This window comes from Acinetobacter sp. LipI_15, from assembly GCF_058242865.1.
On the sequence record NZ_JBZAYN010000001.1, the window covers coordinates 534,000 to 554,631 of the forward strand.

Annotated in this window: 17 protein-coding genes; 10 read left to right on the plus strand and 7 right to left on the minus strand. The window is 43.1% G+C overall.

The annotated features are described in order from the left end of the window. Window positions 1-101: 101 nt before the first annotated feature. The gene (locus tag AC4CU0_RS02615) at window positions 102-1,019 is read right to left on the minus strand and encodes a DMT family transporter (protein WP_490742386.1); all 918 of its coding nucleotides are present in this window, start codon (window positions 1,017-1,019) and stop codon (window positions 102-104) included. Window positions 1,020-1,960: 941 nt separating this feature from the next. Here AC4CU0_RS02615 and AC4CU0_RS02620 point away from each other — a divergent pair. The 5 genes from AC4CU0_RS02620 to AC4CU0_RS02640 all read left to right on the plus strand — a co-directional run bounded on the left by AC4CU0_RS02620 (window position 1,961) and on the right by AC4CU0_RS02640 (window position 7,189). Next, complete coding sequence (locus AC4CU0_RS02620; RefSeq protein ID WP_078191288.1) at window positions 1,961-3,088, plus strand: Re/Si-specific NAD(P)(+) transhydrogenase subunit alpha; 1,128 nt, start codon at window positions 1,961-1,963, stop codon at window positions 3,086-3,088. Window positions 3,089-3,099: 11 nt separating this feature from the next. Further along, window positions 3,100-3,420, plus strand: a complete 321-nt coding sequence (locus AC4CU0_RS02625) for a proton-translocating transhydrogenase family protein (RefSeq protein ID WP_078191287.1) — start codon at window positions 3,100-3,102, stop codon at window positions 3,418-3,420. A 3-nt stretch (window positions 3,421-3,423) separates the two neighbouring features. Then, window positions 3,424-4,878, plus strand: a complete 1,455-nt coding sequence (locus AC4CU0_RS02630; protein WP_078191286.1) for an NAD(P)(+) transhydrogenase (Re/Si-specific) subunit beta — start codon at window positions 3,424-3,426, stop codon at window positions 4,876-4,878. Between the two features lie 366 nt (window positions 4,879-5,244). Further along, window positions 5,245-6,558 carry an ammonium transporter gene (locus AC4CU0_RS02635; RefSeq protein ID WP_490743455.1) on the plus strand — a complete coding sequence of 438 codons (1,314 nt, stop codon included), beginning with the start codon at window positions 5,245-5,247 and terminating at the stop codon, window positions 6,556-6,558. A gap of 13 nt (window positions 6,559-6,571) precedes the next feature. Next, window positions 6,572-7,189 carry a hypothetical protein gene (locus AC4CU0_RS02640; RefSeq protein ID WP_168378723.1) on the plus strand — a complete coding sequence of 206 codons (618 nt, stop codon included), beginning with the start codon at window positions 6,572-6,574 and terminating at the stop codon, window positions 7,187-7,189. Window positions 7,190-7,281: 92 nt separating this feature from the next. On the opposite strand, the gene rsfS is transcribed toward AC4CU0_RS02640, so the two are convergent. The 5 genes from rsfS to AC4CU0_RS02665 all read right to left on the minus strand — a co-directional run bounded on the left by rsfS (window position 7,282) and on the right by AC4CU0_RS02665 (window position 13,206). Further along, window positions 7,282-7,683 (minus strand): ribosome silencing factor, encoded by a 402-nt coding sequence (gene rsfS / locus AC4CU0_RS02645; protein ID WP_078191283.1) that lies wholly within the window; start codon window positions 7,681-7,683, stop codon window positions 7,282-7,284. Window positions 7,684-7,756: 73 nt separating this feature from the next. After that, entirely contained in the window at window positions 7,757-8,554 is a 798-nt protein-coding gene (locus tag AC4CU0_RS02650; protein WP_078191282.1) for a hydroxypyruvate isomerase family protein, read from the minus strand. Between the two features lie 42 nt (window positions 8,555-8,596). Beyond that, window positions 8,597-9,466: an NAD(P)-dependent oxidoreductase gene (locus AC4CU0_RS02655; RefSeq protein ID WP_490742387.1), complete on the minus strand. Its 870-nt coding sequence runs from the start codon at window positions 9,464-9,466 to the stop codon at window positions 8,597-8,599. A gap of 32 nt (window positions 9,467-9,498) precedes the next feature. Next, window positions 9,499-10,287, minus strand: coding sequence for a crotonase/enoyl-CoA hydratase family protein (locus AC4CU0_RS02660; protein ID WP_180009005.1), 789 nt, complete (start codon window positions 10,285-10,287; stop codon window positions 9,499-9,501). Between the two features lie 111 nt (window positions 10,288-10,398). Then, window positions 10,399-13,206, minus strand: coding sequence for a GacS-like sensor histidine kinase (locus AC4CU0_RS02665; protein WP_490742388.1), 2,808 nt, complete (start codon window positions 13,204-13,206; stop codon window positions 10,399-10,401). 153 nt (window positions 13,207-13,359) lie between these two features. On the opposite strand from AC4CU0_RS02665, the gene cysM reads away from it, so the two are divergent. The 5 genes from cysM to AC4CU0_RS02690 all read left to right on the plus strand — a co-directional run bounded on the left by cysM (window position 13,360) and on the right by AC4CU0_RS02690 (window position 19,596). Continuing rightward, on the plus strand, window positions 13,360-14,280 hold the full coding sequence (gene cysM, locus AC4CU0_RS02670) for a cysteine synthase CysM (protein ID WP_180055878.1): 921 nt from the start codon (window positions 13,360-13,362) through the stop codon (window positions 14,278-14,280). 32 nt (window positions 14,281-14,312) lie between these two features. Next, window positions 14,313-15,131: a 3'-5' exonuclease gene (locus AC4CU0_RS02675; protein WP_180009011.1), complete on the plus strand. Its 819-nt coding sequence runs from the start codon at window positions 14,313-14,315 to the stop codon at window positions 15,129-15,131. Between the two features lie 6 nt (window positions 15,132-15,137). Continuing rightward, window positions 15,138-16,535 carry a 23S rRNA (uracil(1939)-C(5))-methyltransferase RlmD gene (gene rlmD, locus AC4CU0_RS02680; RefSeq protein WP_490742389.1) on the plus strand — a complete coding sequence of 466 codons (1,398 nt, stop codon included), beginning with the start codon at window positions 15,138-15,140 and terminating at the stop codon, window positions 16,533-16,535. Window positions 16,536-16,559: 24 nt separating this feature from the next. Next, window positions 16,560-18,866 (plus strand): RelA/SpoT family protein, encoded by a 2,307-nt coding sequence (locus AC4CU0_RS02685; RefSeq protein ID WP_490742390.1) that lies wholly within the window; start codon window positions 16,560-16,562, stop codon window positions 18,864-18,866. Between the two features lie 79 nt (window positions 18,867-18,945). Further along, window positions 18,946-19,596 carry a hypothetical protein gene (locus AC4CU0_RS02690; RefSeq protein ID WP_490742391.1) on the plus strand — a complete coding sequence of 217 codons (651 nt, stop codon included), beginning with the start codon at window positions 18,946-18,948 and terminating at the stop codon, window positions 19,594-19,596. A 62-nt stretch (window positions 19,597-19,658) separates the two neighbouring features. On the opposite strand, the gene secF is transcribed toward AC4CU0_RS02690, so the two are convergent. Continuing rightward, window positions 19,659-20,624: a protein translocase subunit SecF gene (secF, locus tag AC4CU0_RS02695; protein WP_490742392.1), complete on the minus strand. Its 966-nt coding sequence runs from the start codon at window positions 20,622-20,624 to the stop codon at window positions 19,659-19,661. Between the last annotated feature and the right edge of the window lie 8 nt (window positions 20,625-20,632).

The following is a 20,632-nucleotide window of genomic DNA, read 5'->3' on the forward strand; positions in this document are numbered from 1 at the left end:
AAGCGTATGCAAAGAATTTGCTGCCACGCTGTTGTGGTCACTATAAGGAAAATCAAACAGGTCTTAAAGTGTTTCTCTGTGAATTGTATCCACGCACGCGTTTAGGATTTCTTACTGAGACTGATCATCAAGACACCCAGCATATTCAGACCGCAACCGACCCATTGCCATAGGTTTAAGTGTTCATTCAATAAAGCGACGGCCAGTAAAATCGTTAAAATGGGCCCGATAGAGGCAATCATGGCCGATTGTGCTGCCCCGAGTCGGACGATACTTTGCATCATCAAAATGGTTGGAAGCACAGTAACCAATAGTCCGAGCGCTAAACCATACAGCCAGACTTGACTCGGGAGTTGTTGGAGCAAGGCGATAGGCTGCGGTGTTGCAAATAGAAAATGAATAATCGTCCCAACGCAGGCAATGCTCAGAGCTAGACCGGTAAAGTGTAAAGAACCAAACTTTTGCATGAGGCCTGGCGTGAGTAATAAATAAATCGCAAACAACACGGCACTGGCAAAAACCAAACTACATCCGAGCCAAAAGTACTGATCATGTGGTGTGGCATTTTGTTCTTGTAGCATCACTAAAACTGTCCCGCCATAACTTAAAAACAGGGCAAGAATGGTTTTAAAACTTAGTGGCTTTTTGAATAAAACAGCGGAAGCCAGCACGGTTAATGTGGGATATAGGAAAAGTATAATTCGTTCAAGCGAAGCACTGATATACATCAAGCCACGGAAGTCGAGCCAGCTCGAAAAGTAATAGCCGATTAATCCTGAAATGAGCAAGAGCACCCAATCTTTTCGTTGAATCGTTTGATAAGAACGTCGACTCAGCCATGCAATGACCAAGAAAAACGGCAATGCACTCATCATGCGTAAAGCCATGAGGACAGTGGCATCGACAAGAGGAGAAAGTGCATAGGCTTGCTTAATAAAAATTGCTTTGGTACTAAACAAGAAGGCAGCAATCAGCGCAAAAATTGCACCGATGAAGTGCGGACTAAGGTTTCTTGACATAAGTTAAGGTGTGCCTCATGACGACTGAACGAATTCGACAGCATTGATCCGATAAGTTTGAACTATCATTTTGATTATAAAAAATGCATCGTGTGAGTAAAAATGCAAAAAAAGAATAGTACTTATTCCTTTATGCATAAGGGATTGCTAGATCAAACATGAAAAACAGTGGAAGAAATGACCAATTTGGTTTTGAATTTTTTAATCTCAACATGACTCGGCAGGTCAAATATATCAGGCTGAAACATTTAAGGTGAAAATTGCACATAAATGGTGCAATTATTGTTTTTGGTGATACAAAGCCAATAGCGATATCATAATGCTAAATATTCAAAAAATTATTTTTTTAGCTAAAAAAGCCAATTCTAAGACTTAAGGCGAAGCATCAGGTGGGGAGGGCAAGACTTCGATAAACCCGAAACGTGCGCAAAAATTCATCGAATATTCAAGCTGACCGATTTGACTAGACTGTGGTAGAAAAAAGTCAGTTTTCAATACCAGTCAGCACGTCAAAACTGTCAAATGAGTCAACGAGCTGATGCAGTTTGAATGAACGACTGGCTTTACCTGACTTAAGTCGATTTGTAACGACAAGTTCGAATCATTAGTTGTCGAATGAAAATGTCACAATGATCAACGCGCTGAAACAATACGCGCTAAAACCGACTAAATTATTTATGTTTTGAGTCTTAAGTAATATTAAAAAGTTATAAGTAGAATAAAAATGAGTAATAAATCGACAAATAAAACTGAATAAATGAAATATCGCATCATTCTTTTCATGAATCATGAGTTCAAAATATGGGCATTTATTAAATAAATATTGGGTAGTATTTTAAAAAAGTTCAATTAGAATCCAAAAATTGTACAAAAACACATCCTGAGGGGAGACATCGCGGATTGCGATGTTTACTTAAGAAAAATTAGCTTGAGGAACGCTCATGCAGATCGGAATTCCAGCCGAAACTGTTGTCGGTGAAAATCGCGTCGCTGCGACGCCTGAAACAGTAAAGAAGTTGATCAGCGCTGGTCATAGCGTCGTTATTGAACGTGGAGCAGGGGTAAACGCTGCTTACATCGATAGCGCCTATGAACAAGTTGGTGCCAAAATTACGGATGATGCCTATACCGGTAGTCAAATGATTTTGAAAGTTCGTGCGCCTAAAGGTGACGAAATTCAAAAACTCACAGCGGGTACCACCGTTGTAGGGATGTTTGACCCTTACCGCAACACCGAACTTGACCAATTTGCGTCACAAAACGTGTCTGCATTTGCATTGGAACTTTTGCCACGAACCTTATCTCGTGCGCAAAACATGGACGTACTTTCATCTCAAGCCAACCTTTCAGGTTATAAATCTGTGCTTTTGGCTGCGGCAGAATATCAACGTATGTTCCCAATGCTGATGACAGCAGCAGGTACAGTAAAACCTGCACGTGTTGTGATCATGGGCGTGGGTGTCGCAGGCTTACAAGCCATTGCAACAGCGAAACGTTTAGGTGCAGTAGTTGAAGCAACTGACTTACGTCCTACAGCACGTGACCAAGTTGAATCTTTAGGTGGTAAATGGTTAGACGTACCAATGTCACCAGAAGAGCAACAAAAAGCAGCTGATGCTGCGAAAAATGGTTATGGCTGGATGCCGGGTGAAGACTATATTCGTGATCAAGCGATTATTGTTGATAAAGCCGTATCGAATGCTGATATCGTGATTACGACTGCATTATTGCCGGGTCGTGACGCACCACGTTTAATCAAAGCAGAAACAGTTGCCAAAATGAAACCAGGCTCAATCATTTTAGATATGGCGGTTGAAACTGGCGGTAACGTTGAAGGTTCTGTTTGCGGCGAAAATGTTGTGACTGCCAATGGTGTGAAAATTCTTGGTATCCCAAATATTCCTTCAACAGTTTCGACTGAAGCGTCGGCACTGTACGCACGTAACGTTTTGAATTTCATTGAAACCATGTTTGATAGCGAAAAGAACTTCGCGATTAACCCTGAAGAAGAAATTCAAAAAGCACTACTTGTCACTCATGGCGGCCAAGTGCTGCTGAAACGTGGTTAAGGAGAATCATCATGGTTGAAACGATTACTATTTTTGTCTTGGCAATCTTTGTTGGTTACTACGTGGTTTGGGGGGTAACACCTGCACTACATACACCATTAATGGCTGTAACCAATGCTTTGTCATCGATCATTATCGTTGGTGCGATGATTCAAACCGTTGGTATCCCAGGTATTGTGGATGCAAGCGTACAGTTCCAAAGCATTAACGTGGTGAGTATTTTAGGTGCGATTGCCGTTTTCCTTGCAAGTATCAACATTTTTGGTGGCTTTGCTGTGACTGCACGTATGCTTGAAATGTTCAAACCTAAGCAAAAGAAAAAAGAGGGTTAATCCATGGAATTCATTAAAGAATATGCGGATTGGTTTTACCTGATTGGTGCCGTTCTTTTTATCTTAACATTGCGTGGTTTGTCTGGTCCGAAAACTGCGATTCAAGGTAACCGTTACGGCATGATCGCAATGGCGATTGCTGTAATCACCACATTCTTTGTCGCAGATCATCCCGTGATTTGGATGATTGTAGGTGCAATGGTGTTGGGTGCAGTCGTTGGTATTGCACGTGCAAAAACAGTTCCAATGACTCAAATGCCTGAAACTGTGGCACTGATGCACTCATTAGTCGGTTTGGCTGCGGTACTGATTGCGATCGCTGCGATTCTACATAACAACCAATTGACTGCAGCATTTGCGGAGAATGAAGCGGTATTAACAGCTGCGGGTGTAGAACATGCCCACATGAGCAAAGTTCATTTATTTGAATTGTTTGTAGGCTGTTTCGTTGGTGCGATTACCTTCACAGCGTCTGTATTTGCTTATGGTAAATTGGCTGCTAAGAAATGGGCAAAAACCATTTCAGGTGGATGGGTAAAACCTGTTCAAGCTTTAATTTTCCTTGCAATGTTAGCGTGTGGTATCTACTTCTTCACTACAGGCAACATGAATGCTTTCTGGGCAATGACTGTTCTTGCACTTGCATTTGGTTGGGTATGGATTGCACCTGTAGGCGGTGGTGATATGCCAGTGGTAGTATCGCTACTGAATTCGTTCTCAGGCTGGGCAGCAGCAGGGATTGGTTTCACGCTTGAAAACAACATGCTGATTGTTGCAGGTTCACTGGTTGGTTCATCGGGTGCGATTCTGTCTTACATCATGTGTAAAGCCATGAACCGTTCAATCATCAACGTTTTGTTTGGTGGTGCAATGGGTGGTACAGCAGTAGCTGCGGCAGATAATGGTGAAAAAGCACAGCGTAATCACCGTTCAGGCTCTGCAGACGATGCTGGCTTCTTGATGTCAAATGCGGATAGCGTGGTGATCGTACCGGGTTATGGTATGGCGCAAGGTCGTGCACAAAATGCCGTGAAAGAATTGTGTGAAATCTTAAAAGAGCAAGGTGTAAAAGTTCGTTTTGCGATTCACCCTGTGGCAGGTCGTATGCCGGGTCACATGAACGTACTTTTAGCTGAAGCTGACGTTGCATATGAAGACATTCTTGAAATGGATGAGATCAACTCAGACTTCCCAGCAACAGATGTAGTACTGGTGATTGGTGCGAATGACGTTGTGAACCCAGCGGCAAAAGACGATCCAAGTTCTCCAATTTACGGCATGCCAATCCTTGAAGCACATAAAGCACGTACCATTATGGTGATCAAACGCTCTATGGCTACAGGCTACGCAGGTCTAGATAATGACTTGTTCTATAATGATAAAACGATGATGATCTTCGGTGATGCGAAGAAAGTTGTGGAAGATATGACAAAAGCCATTAATGGCGGCGGTCATTAATCCATATTGCCAAAGTCCCGCTGTGATAAAGCGGGACTGAGGAAGATTTAAAACCACCTTCGGGTGGTTTTTTTGTTTTCTTCGCTTTTATTTTCTTGGCTTTTGATTAATGTATGCTTCACACTAAAAGTGCACAAATATTTAGCGCATCAGGTGCTTGAATCAAATTGATGCGTGTTTTGAAACAAAGGTGCAGATTGATGCGCTGTTTTGTTTCATTAGATTTGATTACAGCGATTCAGAACATTGCGGCTAACTGGTTTTGTGACGCAATGCATTGAAAAATAATTAATTGTCTGAAATTTGGTATTCTTTTTGCAAAGCATGGTTATTCTTGGGGGAATAATCATGAAAAAAACATACTTGATGGCACCATTTCTGAGTGTCCTGACATCGACTGCATGGGCAGTCGACCCGCAAAACGCCAGTAATATTCAAGACATTCGTATTTCGCTCGACAGTATTTGGGTGGTACTGGGCGGTATCTTGGTGTTCTTTATGCAAGCCGGATTTGCCATGATCGAAAGTGGTTCAGTTCGCAGTAAAAATACCGTGAACGTACTCATGAAAAACTACATGGATGCCTGCTTGGGTGGTCTGGTGTTTTGGCTGGTGGGTTTTGGTCTGATGTTTGGGGTCAATACCACGGGCTGGTTTGGCTTAAGTCATTTTGCACCCGATCAACTGGATGATTGGCACTGGAACCTTCTATTTTTCCAAATGATGTTTGCTGCAACTGCAACAACCATTGCCAGTGGTGCCATGGCAGAGCGGATTCATTTTGTCGCTTATGTGGTGAGTGCGGCCGTTGTGTCCGGTCTGATTTATCCTGTCTTTGGTAGTTGGGCATGGGGCAGTTTATTTGGCGGAGACGGTTGGTTAAAAGCACTCGGGTTTATCGACTTTGCAGGTTCGACCGTGGTGCATTCAATGGGCGGCTGGGTTGCCTTGGCTGGCATCATTGTATTGGGACCACGTTTGGGTCGATTTGGACGTAATGGGCAAAGCCATTATTTACCAGGGCATAACTTACCTTTGGTAGCATTAGGCGGTTTTATTTTATGGTTAGCATGGTTTGGTTTTAATGCAGGCTCGACCATTAATGCCAATGTCAGCGTAGGACGTATTGCTTTAAATACGCATCTTGCGGCGTGTGCTGCCGTGGTTGCATATATGTTGCTCTGTCTCATCCGATCTAAAGCCATTTTGATCCGCAGTACGATCAATGCCTCACTGGGTGGCTTGGTTGCCATTACGGCAGGCTGTGCAACGATGTCTCCACTGTGTGCGGTCATCACCGGTTTATGTGCAGGTGTGATGGTGACCTTCCTACCAATGCTCATGGAAAAAATGAAACTGGATGATGTGGTTGATGCGGTGACCGTGCATGGATTCTGTGGCGCATGGGGAACATTGGCTGCAGGGATCTTCCTTGAAAATAATATGTTTAATGGCGATGTCATCGCGATACAAGGGCTTGGAGTGATTGCAGCCTTTTTATGGGGCTTTGGCGTTGCGTTCATTGTATTTAAGGTCTTGGATAAATTGTTGGGTGGCTTACGGGTGAGTAAGCAACATGAACAACGTGGTTTGGACTATACCGAGCATGCTGAATTGTCTTATCCCGAGTTTCAAAAAGATGTGACTTTTGAAACGGATGATATGACCAAACGTCATTAACAGGAGTAATGCAATGAGCACCGAACTGTTGAATTTGGCACAACGCCGCGAAGCTTTAGAAAAAGGCTTACAACAATTTATTCATGGGACTTTACTCGACAGTGCACTACGGCACTGGGAGCAGCAGTACAGCATGAAACCGTCATTTGTCTTAAATCGCTTCTTAAATGATATCTGTACCACAGAAGAGCTACGCTTTTATCGTAAAGATATGCTGAAGCAAGTCTTGTATGAGTTATCTACCTTAGAAAAGCAGGAACTGTTAAGGGTTGAAAAACCGCAGGAGCAGGAGCAAGAAGACGAGCTCATTGCAGAGACCATTAGCGAGGCCTTTTTAGGCTTTATCGAGTCAGTCATGCTGACGGTGAAATCTACAGATCAGGCTGATTTCACCCAAGATGTGATTCAGCAATTAGAAGAAATCGGGCTGGCAATTGCGGCAAATGCACAAATTAATTCAGCGAGTTTTGTCGAGTTTTTGCCTTTGACCAGTTATGCCAAAGTTTTAACGAGCATTTATGAAGTGTATTGTGACTTTTATGGCCCGATGCGTGCAGACCAAGTTTATGCACAAACCAAGCTGAAAATTAAAGCCAATTATCCTGAGGTGGATTTACACCAACTGCTTTAGTGTCGGGGGTAAAACACCATGAAGCTGATTGTCCGTGTATGAAATCAAGGGATAAAAAAAGCGACCTATTTAGGTCGCTTTTTTCTGGAAGCTTAAGCTACAGTTTCTGGAGCTGTACGCCATAAGCTTTCTAAATCATAGAATTTACGTGCTGTAGGTAACATCACATGTACCACTACAAAACCGAGATCAATCAGGATCCATTCTGCATCACGTTCGCCTTCAACACCGATAGGGCGGAATCCAGCTTTACGTGCTTCTTCTGCCACGTTGTCTGCAAGAGACTTAATGTGACGAGTTGAAGTACCGCTCGCAATAACAATCGCATCTGCTACGTTGCTGATAGTGCTGATATCAAGTTCAATAATATCTTTGGCTTTTACATCTTCAAGTGCTTCACGTACAACAGCTAAGCACGCTTGTACGTCTTTGATTTGCGTTGATTTTGCGAGATCGAGAGAATTAGAAGCGCTGGGCGATGGTTCTAAATTCATAGAGGGTATGATTTCCTGACAATTTTACATGATCTAATATAGCGGTTTTGTTGCTGAATTTCAAATCAACACGTCATTGACCATTGGCTAAATGAGGGAAGTATTTGTCTTTCCACGCAAAAGAATGTGATGAGTTGCTTCGTGGTCGGTATTCAGCCGCGATGTAACCTGTATATTGGCTTTGATCTAACCATTTAAAAATCTCTGCAAATGGAATCTGCGCTGAGTCAGGTTCATGTCGCCCCGGACAGTCAGCAAACTGTATGTGACCGATATCCTGAATATTTTCTGCCAAAGTACTGAGAATATCTTCACCCATCATCGCCATGTGGTAGCAGTCATATTGCATCTTCAAAGTAGAGTGTTGTACAGCTTCAAGCATTTCCTGAGCTTGGGCAATATTTTGGACCAAAAAGCGCGGCATATCAGTGCCATTAATCATTTCAAATACTGGTTGAATATGATGTTCAGACAACATGTGGCACGCCAGTTTGAGGTTGCTCGACAAGGTATTTAAACATGGCAGCAAGTCAGCATCTTGTGGCTGTTTGCCGGCTAAAATATTGACACTCGGTACATTTAACGCAGTGGCATAGCGAATACATTGCTCTAAGGCCTGATGAAATTGATTTTCACGCCCCGGAACTCCCGCAAGACCATCGCCGCCTTGCATCAAATCACCCGCAGGGACATTGATTAAACACAGGCTTAAATCATTGATGGTGAGTTGGGTTTGGATTTGCTCAATACTCAGCTCATACGGAAACTGAATTTCTACATGCTTAAAACCATGTTCACGAGCCAAAGCAAAACGCTCTAACAACGGCACTTCGGTAAAAATCATGGATAAATTAACCGCGAGCTGAGTCATGTATATCGTCCTTGAAGCAATGTACTTCTAAAGTGAAAGTCGTTAGTTTTGTTCGACATGTTGAATGATGGTGGCTAAATCTTTTTCTGCAAAACCATTGTCCTGATGGGCTTTGAGTTGCGATAAAGCAAGGCTGGCAACAGGGATGCTTAATTCAAACTGGGCAGCCAGTTGGACTGCATTATTCAGGTCTTTAGATAAAGTTTGAACTTTCCATTGCACGGGTTCGAACTGATGCGTTGCCATACGTGGGGTTAAAATCTGAAAAGGCTTTGAATCTGCAAAACCACCAGCAAGTGCTGGTGCTAATAACGTGGTGTCTACACCTGACTTCTCGGCCAGTGCGACAGCTTCTGCGATTAATGTACTATTGGCAGCAACGATCAGCTGATTACAAATTTTGGTGGCTTGACCTGTACCTGAGTCGCCCATGCGGGTAACGCGTTGAGATAAAACATTGTAGATCAGACTCAAATCTTGAATCGTTTGAGCATCACCACCCGCAAAGATCACCAAGGTGCCTTGTTCAGCACCTGCTGTGCCCCCCGAAACAGGAGAGTCAATCCAAGTGACTTGTTTCAACTTTGCAGCATGAGCCAATTGATGGGTTTGATTTACAGAAAGACTCGAGAAGTCGACAATAATTTGTCCTGCCGCTAAATGGGTTTCGATGCTTGCATACACCGCGGCAACAGCAGCATCATCTGCGAGACAAGATAAAACCACAGGATAATGGGCAATCTTGTCCAATTGAAGCGCCGTCGCGCCAATCGCAATTAACTCATCACACGCAGCGGCAGTTCTGTTCCACACCGCAACTTCAAATCCTGCCTGAATGAGACGTGTGGCCATGCGGCTACCCATCAGCCCCATACCTAGAAATGCAATTTTTGTATTACGATCAAACGCCATGTGCTGTACTCAATCTATCCTGTGTGACTATTTTACTTATATTGGCGTGGTAAAAACTGAACCTCTGGGTTCTTGTCTTTTTTACGTGCCAATTGGCTGTTTTTGCCGAGCAGTAATTTTAATTGCCAGATTTTCTCTAAGCGTAAAGAACGTTTTGGACTATGTTCCATGGCATCTAAGACTTGTTTTGCTGCTGCCAAGGCATCTGGTGAACGTTGTGATAATTCTTCGGCTAACTGCTGTGCCTGAAGCAAGGGCTGTTCATTTAAATGAGTCACTAAGCCAATTTCCTTGGCATATTCTGCGTCAAAAATACGTGCTGTTAAGGTTAATTCTTTGGCTAAATCCAGTCCAATCACACCTTTGAGTGAGCGAGTTAAGCCCATATCAGGGACTAAGCCCCAACGACTTTCCATAATCGACATTTGCGTTTTCGGGTGGGCAATACGGATATCGGCAGCCAAGGCAAGTTGCATGCCTGCACCAAAGCAAAAGCCTTCAAGTGCGGCAATCACCGGCACAGGAAGCTGCTGCCAAATCAGGAAGGCTTTTTGAAATAAACTTTGACCGGGCTTTAACAGTTCCCACGCGGCATAGGCACGATTTTTTGGATCATTTAGGTCAGCCAAATCAATGCCAGCGCTAAATACATTGGCTTCACCCGTTAAAATGACACAGCGTAAGCTACGATCTTTTTTTAATTTTTCAGCGGTGCTGACCAATTCTTTAAGCAATGCAAAGCTCATTGCATTACGTTTTTCTGGACGGTTTAAGTAAACCGTTGCAATGCCATTATTTTTTTCTACACGTAATAAAGCCATGGTAATTACTCTTGTTGTTTCTGCGCCCGAGCATAGCATGCACCCTGATAGGATACATGACAGTGCAGTCACAACAGAAGCTGGACGGCACTGACTTTAGTCGGACTGCGCTTAATTATTTTGTTTGGCTAAGATTTGTTGAGCTGCGTGTTCAACTTGAGCCATGATATTTTTTAACTCATCGAAACGGTTCAGGGTTTCTTGGACAAAAGCGTCATCCGCTTTACGGCGTTCCTTACGTAAGGTCGATACAAATTGCTCAAATTGACCTGAAACCTCTTGGAGGGTCGGAGCGCCCACATAGCGGGTTGCGCCATAAAGCCGATGTAGCACATGCTCTAATTGTGGGAAATCTTCATCTTCTATGAGCTGTGCCATTTCATGGATTTCTTGCTCAAAGCTATCGACGAGCATTTTCAGTAAATCGACTGCGAGATCTTCTTTATTTGCGGCCAACTGCAAGCTTTGCTGCCAATCTAAAATACTTGGCTCTAGGGCTTCAATCACCGAACTGCGCTCTAAAACCGGCACTTTCTTAAAGTTATCAGTAGTCCATTGGGTCAAGATTTGAATAATTTGATCCATTTGAATGGGCTTGGTGACATAGTCATCCATACCGCTTTGTAGGAGCTTTTGTTTTTCATCCGAGAGCGCATGTGCCGTCAAAGCGATGATAGGAAGGCGCTTATGATTTTCAAAGGTTGACTCAAGTGAACGAATGGCACGCGTGGTATCGACACCTGACATCACTGGCATTTGAATATCCATAAAGATGAGGTCAAAAGCCGTCAAACCTTGCTCTTGGCGAGCCTGAATGATTTCAATGGCTTCTTGTCCACTCAAAGCCTTGGTGGTTTTCACATTCAACTCAGAGAGCAGGGCCTCAAGCACAATCAGGTTTGGTAAATGGTCGTCGACTGCCAAAATATGCAGACCTTGACCATTAAATTCTTCATGTTGCTCCTGATCAAACCACGGCTCATTACTCAACAACTGAATCAGCGCTGTACGGCTGAGCGGTTGATGCAATGGACGTGCACGGTACTCGTTCAACATGTTTGGATCGAGCATCATTTGGTAGCCATAAACTGCTAAGTTACCGCTATAACGATGACGAATTTCTTTCAGTAAGGCTTCGGAGTCACCACTATGGTCAACAATTAACCAAGTATTTTCATTGGTTTTTAGCTGATTGAGTCGACTAAATAAATCAAGGATCGACTGCGTTTCAATATGTTCAACATCATAATTTTCTAAGTAATGACGCAGGACATTGGCGGTTGCTGGATGTGCTAAGTAGGAAACGACTTGTAGATTGCTAAATTGTGGATGCACAATTTCAATTTCTTCATCGACCACAAAGCGCGCAGTAAACCAGAAGGTTGAACCTTTTTCCGTTGGGGCACGTTCTTGGTTATCTTCAAAACCAATTTGTCCATGCATCAGGCTGACCAATTGTTTGGAGATGGCAAGACCTAAACCGGTACCACCAAATTGACGGGTAACAGATGCATCACCTTGCGAGAAGGATTCAAACAGTTTCTTACGGTCGGTACCGCTTAGGCCGATACCACTGTCTTGGACACTAAAGTGCAGCAGACATTGACCGATGTCATCGTGCTCCATACGGACACGGACAATAATTTCACCATCTGGAGTGAATTTAATTGCATTTGAGATTAAGTTGGTCAAAATTTGCTTGAAGCGTAGGACATCACCAACCACAAATTTTGGCACATTGTCAGCATAGTAGAAGGTCATATCGATGTGTTTTTGTGCTGCCAATGGCGACAACATATCCATCACATCAAAGACGGCTTCTTCTAAGTCGAATTGCGCAGTTTCGAGTTCTAGTTTGCCGGCATCAATTTTGGAGAAATCGAGCACGTCATTAATTAAAGCCAATAAATGTGCAGAAGATTTACGAATCGTTTGTAGATATAAATTTTGCTCATTACTGAGGTTGCCTTGGCGCAGTAAAAGATGAATAAAACCATCAATACTGTTCAGCGGTGTGCGCAGTTCATGGGAAATATTGGCCAAGAACACCGACTTAGACTGATTGGCATGGATTGCTTGGTCACGTGCTTGACGGTAGGTGATGTTTTGCACTTCTAAAGTATCAAGCGTGCGTCTTAAATCATCTTCAGTTTGTTCGGTATGTTCACGCAGTTCTAAAAAGCTGAAATGTAAGCGTTTAACCACATTGGCAATATCACGCTGTAATAAACGGAGCTCGCCAGTACTGTTAATGATCATGTGCTGATCTAGAGTATCGGCATTTAAACGTTGTAACTGCATGCGAATTTCGTACATTGGTGCGATCCAACGACGTGAATAAAAATTCAAACACAGCAAAAGTAATAAGAGTGTCAATAAACCTGTTGCAATCAACACGATTAACACGCGATAGCGGGCAATTTGCAGCGGTTGATTATCCAGTTCAATGCTTAACCATGCCGGCGTCTGGGTTGAATCTGAAATTTTCAGGGCATAAACATGGTTACCCTGATGTGGAATTGGTCCAATAAAAGATGCTTTACTCTCAAAAGCAGGCCAAATAGCTTGATCTTGAAAGCCAATGCTCAGGCGGTTATTGCCTTTGAAATCTATAATCGCAGCACGAATCAAATGTTTTTCGTTCAACATGCTTTGCATGGCATTACGAGCTTGATCAAACTGCCACGGATAATGGTTGAGTAACTCTATGGCAGATTCTGACGTGGGTTGATAGCGCGTCAGGATCGCGACAGCCATTTGTTTTTGTTGTGCTTTGGCTGCATTGGAGGTTTCTGTTATTACCAACATTGCACCGACACAGGCCAAAATGGTGATCGGCACGAAAATAAGTGCAATCAACTGACCATAGGCATGATTTAAGTGTAGGCGTTTAAAAAGCTTTTTGTTGATATTTGACATGGTTTAAGCAGTTTATTCCTTATGCCCCGAATATTAGCATGGATTATTTAAAACTGATTGCGCTTTAATCACTTTCGCGAAAAAGCGAGGCAAATGGGTGCAGGCAAAGGCATTTTTTCATACAATAGGCGCACCTCGATATAGGTGTGAATAATGAGTAATACAACCCCTGATTTTCAAGCAGACGATTTTTTATTAGACCATTACGTCGGCAACACGCCGTTAGTGCGTTTACAGCGTCTGGCAAGTCATACTCAAGCAACAGTATTAGCCAAGTTAGAAGGCAATAACCCAGCGGGTTCGGTCAAAGATCGCCCTGCATATAACATGATTATGCAAGCGGAAAAGCGTGGTCAGATTAAACTGGGTGATACGTTGATTGAAGCGACGAGCGGAAATACGGGGATTGCTTTAGCCATGGTTGCAGCAATGCGTGGCTATAAAATGACTTTGATCATGCCCGCAAGTTCTAGCCAAGAGCGTAAAGATGCCATGCGTGCCTACGGTGCTGAACTGATCGAATCAGAAAACATGGAAGAAGCACGTGATCTTGCCCTTCAAATGGAAAAAGACGGCAAAGGTTTAGTCCTAAACCAGTTTGGTAACCCAGACAATGTGGAAGCACATTACCTTACTACTGGGCCTGAAATTTGGAAACAAACAGGTGGTAAAATTACACATTTCGTCAGCTCAATGGGAACCACCGGGACCATTATGGGGATTTCGAAATATTTAAAAGAACAAAATCCGGATATTCAAATTGTTGGTTTACAACCGTCTGAAGGTTCAAACATTGCCGGTATTCGCCGTTGGCCACAAGAATATCTTCCTACGATTTTTGACCCTTCACGTGTTGATCGAATTATGGATATTCCGCAAATTGAAGCGGAAAAAACAGCTCGTCGTTTAGCACGTACAGAAGGTATCAGTGCAGGTACCTCATCGGGTGGTGCGGTATGGGCTTCAGTTAAATTGGCTGAAGAAAATCCGGATGCCGTGATTGTTTGCATCGTATGTGACCGTGGTGACCGATACTTGTCGACTGGTCTATTCTCTGTTGTTGATCCTGAATAATTACAGTGGCCGATCGGCACTGGTGAGTACTTATGCGTTTACCTGTTTTAATTTTTGATATCGAAACACTGACAGATTTGAAGTCAGGTGCGCATTTGTATGGACTGGATCTGCCTGAGGTGGATCTAGATGCTGCGCTGACTAAACTGCGTCGCCAAGAGGCGGGCACGGATTTTCAGCGTTTGGCCTTGCATGAAATTGTCTGTATCTCTGGACTATGGATTGATGAAAAGGGCATGAAGTTGTTTTCATTTAGCCGTGAAGACAATAGCGAAGCTGAAATTTTAAAAAAATTCGTTTCTATTTTTGAAAAGCGTCATCCGACCTTGGTCAGTTGGAACGGTTCACAGTTTGATTTGCCTGTGATTTTGTTCCGTGCCATGTATCACGGACTATCTGCACCAAGTTTGTTTGATCAGGGCGAGATTGATACGCAAAAGCGCTATAATAACTACCAGAATCGTTATCATCATCGTCATGTAGATTTGATGGATGTCATGGCCATGTTCCATGGTCGTCATTTTCAAAAGCTCGACGATGCAGCACATTTACTTGGTTTCCCCGGTAAACGTGGTGATGGTGGCTACCATGTGCCTGAATATGTGCGTGAACAACAGTGGATGGAACTGACCAGCTACTGTGAAGGTGATGTGCTCAATACATGGTTGATTTATTTACGCTGGCTGTTGCTGAAAGGACAGTTATTGTTGAATGATCATCAGCACTTGATTCAAAGTACGATTCAATATTTACAAACTCAGCCGCAACACGCTGACTTTTTATTGGTATGGCAGCAAACCTCGCAACGTACCGAATTCACCCAATCTGATTTCCCATCTTCCACACATTAGGTACGCATGAAACACAAAGCCAAACCCCAAAAAGCCCAACAACCCATTTATACATTTCAGGTTGAATCGCTTTCACATGAGGGGCGAGGCATAGCGCACTTTGGGACGCATCCAGATCATCCTGCGGAAAAACACGGTAAGAAAGTATTTATTCGTTATGCATTGCCAGGTGAAACGGTGCATGCGCGTATTACTAATGTCGTTAAGCGTCTCGAAGAAGCAGATAGTCTGGAATTGCTGAGTGAAGAGTCTGCTCTACGGGTTAAACCGGCCTGCCCACATTATGGGGGCTGTGGTGGGTGTAGCATGCAGCATATTCATCCCGACGAGCAAATTCGTTTAAAACAAGATGTTTTACAATCACATTTGCAACATTTTGCTGGGATACAACCTGATCAATGGTTAGCTCCTTTACGTTCATTGCGTGAAGATTACCGTCGTAAAGCGCGTATCGGTGTGCGTTACTTACCTGCAAAAGATAAGCTCGTGGTCGGCTTTCGTGAAAGCCAGTCAAATAAACTGACTTCGATTGACCGTTGTATGGTGTTGGATCGTGAGTTTGGCTCAATCACCACACTCAAACAACTGTTACAAGGTTTGCAAGGTAAAGCAGATATTGGGCATATGGAACTGGCCATGGGAGATCAAGAAATTGCTCTCCTGATTCGTCATACGGCGGAACTTTGCGCGGAAGATGTCAACCAATTAGTAAAATTTGCGTTACATAAAGAGTGGCAACTGTACTTACAACCTGAGGGACCGGACAGCTTACATCGTGTGGATCATCCCGATGCACCGATGCGTCTGCACTATGGTCTAAGTGACTTTGCTGTGGAATTTGGCTTTAATCCTCAAGACTTCACGCAAGTGAATTCCACGATTAATCCGCAAATGGTGAAACTGGCATGTGAATTGCTTCAGTTACAACAGGGTGAGCGAGTACTAGATCTGTTTTGTGGCTTAGGAAACTTTTCTTTACCACTTGCTCAATGTGTGGGTTCAACGGGTCAAGTCGTTGCAGTTGAAGGGAGTGAAGAAATGGTTCAGCGTGGTGCAGAAAATGCACAAAACAATGGCCTTTCGCAACTGAAATTTTATTCACAAGATTTAACAAAAGATTTTTCGCATCATTCTTGGGCAAAACAAGGATTTGATGCATTATTGATAGACCCACCACGTTCTGGTGCAGAAGAAATAATGCGTTATGTGCCCAAATTTGGTGCAAAAAGAATCGTTTATGTGTCATGTAATCCTGCAACACTAGCACGCGATGCTGGAATGCTGGTACAACAAGGCTACCGTTTGAAAAAAGCGGGTGTCATGGACATGTTTACCCATACAGGGCATGTCGAATCGATTGCTTTGTTCGAAAAAGAAAATCAGATAAACGATCAAAAGTTATGAAGCGTAGAAAACTAGGAGTAGGGTATGGTCACAGTACGTGAACAATTACCTGGACGTCTCAATGAGTTGTCACAGGAAACGACTGTAGAACATGCCGAGCAAGCACAGCATGATCTAGCTGAATGGCTAGAACGTGTGAGTGGCATGTTTGACGGGGCTCCTCTAAAGCAACTCGAAGAAGTTGCACATCTGACCTTACAGAATGAACTTGAAACAACGGTCAACCATCGCTCGAATACCTTCTATACCGGTATTGAAATGGCGGATATTCTTGCTCATCTGTATGCGGATGAAGATACGTTATCAGCAGCCATGCTGTATCGAAGTGTTCGTGAAGGCGTAACCAGTTTAGAAGAAGTCCAAAGCAAATTTGGCGATCAAGTGCATGCTTTGGTGAAAGGCACGCTTGCCATGGGTAAGTTGTCTGACCTGATTGAGCAAAATAAACGTCTAGAAGATCATTTTAATAATAACCAACGTGAACATTTGACCGGCATTTATAAAATGCTGATCTCTGTGACTGAAGATGTTCGTGTTGTATTAATCAAACTTTCTGAACGTACCTATGCATTACGTGAGTTAGCGCACTCAACCAAAGAACGTCAAGAGCGTGTCGCACGAGAAATTTTAACCATTTACTCGCCGCTTGCGCACCGTTTAGGGATTGCACAGCTTAAGTGGGAGCTTGAAGATCTCGCTTTCCGTTATCTTGCACCTGAACGCTATAAAGAAATTGCCTCTTTACTGAATGAAAAACGTTTAGAGCGTGAACAATATATTCAGTTCGTGACAGAAAAGTTGCGTAAAGAACTATTAGATCATGGCATTGAGGCCGAGATTAATGGTCGGGTGAAACACATTTATTCGATTTATCGAAAAATGAAGAGTAAGAACCTGAGCTTTGATCAGCTTTATGACATTCGAGCGGTTCGTGTTTTGGTGGATAATGTGCCTGAGTGTTATCACACATTGGGGATCGTTCATCAGATTTGGCGTCATATTCCGCATCAGTTCGATGATTATATTACCAACCCGAAAGCCAATGGTTATCGCTCACTGCACACGGCCGTGATTGCAGAGAACAAATCTTTAGAAGTGCAAATTCGTACGTATAATATGCACGAAGAAGCTGAGCTCGGGGTGTGTTCGCACTTTAACTATAAAGAAGGTTCTAAAACCACAGATTATTCATTTAATCATCGCTTACATTCTTTACGTGCAGTGCTTGAACATTATCAAGAACGAAATGATGCTAGCGCCCATAAAGAAGATGAGGCTTCTGAAAACTTCGAACAAATCCAAGAGTTTGAAGATTTTGAGAAAATCTATGTGTTCAGTCGTGACGGTGATATCAAAGAATTACCACGCGGTTCGACTGTGCTCGACTTTGCCTATCATGTGCATACTGAAGTGGGTAACAAGTGCTATGCAGCACGGGTGAACCAACGTTATGTGCCTCTAACCTATACCCTAAAAACTGGGGAGCAGGTCGAGATTTTAACCAAGAAAGATCGTGAACCGAACCGAGATTGGTTGGTGAACTCGCTGGGTTATATCAAGACGGCTCGTGCACGTGACAAGTTGCGTCATTGGTTCCGTCAGCAAGACCGTAGTAAAAACTTGGAAGTGGGACGTGAGATTCTGAATAAAGAATTGTCACGTTTGGCGATTCACCCGAAAAGTATCGATTTGAATGATTACTGCAATCATTTTAATGTGAAATTGGGTGAAGATATCTTGATTGGCTTGGTGAGTGGTGACATTAGCCTGCATGCCTTAATCAATCAGGTTAACCGTCATATGCACCTCGATCAGGATGAGCCTGAACTGGTGTTAAAACCGACATTGAACCCTCGTGCAAGTCATACGCTTTCGGCGCATGGTATTTTGATTGATGGTCTGGACAATGTAGAACTACACATTGCTCAGTGTTGTCAGCCTGTGCATGGTGAATCGATTGCCGGTTATATCACCCTGAATCGTGGCGTGAGTATCCATAAGGTCGCATGTCCGGATTATATCCGTATGATTGGACAAGAGCCTGAACGTGCGGTTGAAGCGGATTGGGAAATGCAGCCAACCCGTGGTCAAAGTGTGCAAATCGTGGTGGAAGCTTATGACCGTCGTGGTTTGCTTAAAGATTTGACTCAAGTGATTTTCTCAGACCAAATCAACATTCGTCAGGTGAATACGATTTCCGAAAGTGATGGTATTGCCAATATGAAGTTATTGATTGAAGTGAAGGGATTGGCGCAGTTGTCGAAACTGTTGGCACGTCTAGAGCAACAACCGGGCATTATCAGCGCACGTCGCTTGGTACAAGGTAGCTAAAAATAAAATTGTATAAAAAACCCGCTGCGTGCGGGTTTTTTATTATATTGGGGGAGAGAAATTATAAAATTGAATGCTTATGCTGCCTTCAGAGCTTTTTGAAAAGCGTCGACAGAATTTAACACGAGCGATTGACCATTGGGTGGCAACAGGCCCTTTTAAAAATGGTAAAGCCGTGTGTGAACATTTTGGCTTATCAGTTCCTTTAATTTCCCAATTATTAAATAGTCATCGGCAGATTGGAGAGAAATTTGCACGTGAGTTAGAGACACAATTGGAACTCATAAAGGGAAGTTTGGATCATGAAGTTCAATTTATAAAACAAGCCAAGAGTACTACAGAGCAACCAAACTTAGTCCTTTTTGAAATGCAGGTAGTTGAGACACAGGCATTTTCGTTAAAATTGATTTCAAATGATTCATCTCAATATTCAGCATTATTTAAAAACACTCAAGACCTGTATTTGATTCGCATCACAGCATCGTATTATGCCCCTGTATTACAAGAGGGTTGGCTTGTGGTCTGTGATGAACGGCGAGGGGTAGAGAGATCGGATCTAGCCTGTGTATATTTACGAAATGGCTTAAATCTTATTTTAAACATAATGCAGCAAACAGATGATACGTGGCAATTTGCAAGTCTAGACCAAAAACGACAGGTGGAATTCCTGCAATCCGATATTGAAAAATTACATCCTATTATTGCGATCTTACCTAGCTCATTTATTTAAGGTAGTCGCATAAAAAAACCCATCCGAAGATGGGTTTTGATTTGAACTATAAGTCGAAAAGCTTAAGGAATCTCTTCTTCTTCTTCAAATTCAGGCTTCACTTGTACAATGAAGTCTTGACGGTTCAGGCCACGCCATAACGCGAAGGCTGTACCAATGTAGATTGATGAATATGTACCCACAAATACACCAACAAACATTGCAACAGAGAACCATTTCAGACCATCACCGCCCAGTACCATCATCGCTACAACAACCAGTAATAGTGTCATTGAGGTATGAATGGTACGGCGAAGTGTTTCAGTTAATGCACTGTTGACAACTTCGAGAGGCTCAGCACCACGAATCTTACGGAAGTTTTCACGAATACGGTCAGATACAACGATGTTATCGTTGAGCGAGAAGCCGATAATCGCGAGTAGCGCAGCCAAAACTGTTAAGTCAAACGGCCACTGCATCATAGCAAAGATACCAATGGTCACCACGATATCGTGGAATAAAGACAGTACAGCGCCCATCGCAAGTTTGAACTCAAAGCGAATAGTGACATAAACCAGCATGAGCAGTAGGGCAAGACCAACAGCGCCCGCAGAACGCACGTAGAGTTCATTACCGACTTGACCGCCAACTACATCAACTTTATGTACTTCTGCTTTATTGCCTGGCAATTGAGCGGCAGTCGTAATGGCTTTGGTTAGGTCTTCAGCTTCAATGTCTTTTTGAACTGGCATACGAACCATCAGGTCGCGGTCAGATCCTAAGGTTTGTACCACAGGGTCTTTAAAACCAGCTTTTGTCAGCGCTGAGCTCACATCGGTAGATTTTACTGGTTGACTATAGTTCAACTCTGCTGCCACACCGCCAGTAAAGTCCAAACCGAGGTTTAGACCTTTGGTGCAAATAAAAAAGATACTTGCGAGCGTTAAAATAATCGATATAAAGGCTGCCGGTTTGGCAATCTTCATAAATGGAATAATGCGCTCGTTGTCCGGACGGCCGTATTGTTTCGGTTGAGTATTTTCAGTCATCTTCGATC

Bases quoted from the DNA above. Each gene is read 5' to 3' on its own strand.
- AC4CU0_RS02615 (WP_490742386.1), bottom strand. From the start codon at position 1,019: ATGTCAAGAAACCTTAGTCCGCACTTCATCGGTGCAATTTTTGCGCTG.
- AC4CU0_RS02620 (WP_078191288.1), top strand. From the start codon at position 1,961: ATGCAGATCGGAATTCCAGCCGAAACTGTTGTCGGTGAAAATCGCGTC.
- AC4CU0_RS02625 (WP_078191287.1), top strand. From the start codon at position 3,100: ATGGTTGAAACGATTACTATTTTTGTCTTGGCAATCTTTGTTGGTTAC.
- AC4CU0_RS02630 (WP_078191286.1), top strand. From the start codon at position 3,424: ATGGAATTCATTAAAGAATATGCGGATTGGTTTTACCTGATTGGTGCC.
- AC4CU0_RS02635 (WP_490743455.1), top strand. From the start codon at position 5,245: ATGGCACCATTTCTGAGTGTCCTGACATCGACTGCATGGGCAGTCGAC.
- AC4CU0_RS02640 (WP_168378723.1), top strand. From the start codon at position 6,572: ATGAGCACCGAACTGTTGAATTTGGCACAACGCCGCGAAGCTTTAGAA.
- rsfS (WP_078191283.1), bottom strand. From the start codon at position 7,683: ATGAATTTAGAACCATCGCCCAGCGCTTCTAATTCTCTCGATCTCGCA.
- AC4CU0_RS02650 (WP_078191282.1), bottom strand. From the start codon at position 8,554: ATGACTCAGCTCGCGGTTAATTTATCCATGATTTTTACCGAAGTGCCG.
- AC4CU0_RS02655 (WP_490742387.1), bottom strand. From the start codon at position 9,466: ATGGCGTTTGATCGTAATACAAAAATTGCATTTCTAGGTATGGGGCTG.
- AC4CU0_RS02660 (WP_180009005.1), bottom strand. From the start codon at position 10,287: ATGGCTTTATTACGTGTAGAAAAAAATAATGGCATTGCAACGGTTTAC.
- AC4CU0_RS02665 (WP_490742388.1), bottom strand. From the start codon at position 13,206: ATGTCAAATATCAACAAAAAGCTTTTTAAACGCCTACACTTAAATCAT.
- cysM (WP_180055878.1), top strand. From the start codon at position 13,360: ATGAGTAATACAACCCCTGATTTTCAAGCAGACGATTTTTTATTAGAC.
- AC4CU0_RS02675 (WP_180009011.1), top strand. From the start codon at position 14,313: ATGCGTTTACCTGTTTTAATTTTTGATATCGAAACACTGACAGATTTG.
- rlmD (WP_490742389.1), top strand. From the start codon at position 15,138: ATGAAACACAAAGCCAAACCCCAAAAAGCCCAACAACCCATTTATACA.
- AC4CU0_RS02685 (WP_490742390.1), top strand. From the start codon at position 16,560: ATGGTCACAGTACGTGAACAATTACCTGGACGTCTCAATGAGTTGTCA.
- AC4CU0_RS02690 (WP_490742391.1), top strand. From the start codon at position 18,946: ATGCTGCCTTCAGAGCTTTTTGAAAAGCGTCGACAGAATTTAACACGA.
- secF (WP_490742392.1), bottom strand. From the start codon at position 20,624: ATGACTGAAAATACTCAACCGAAACAATACGGCCGTCCGGACAACGAG.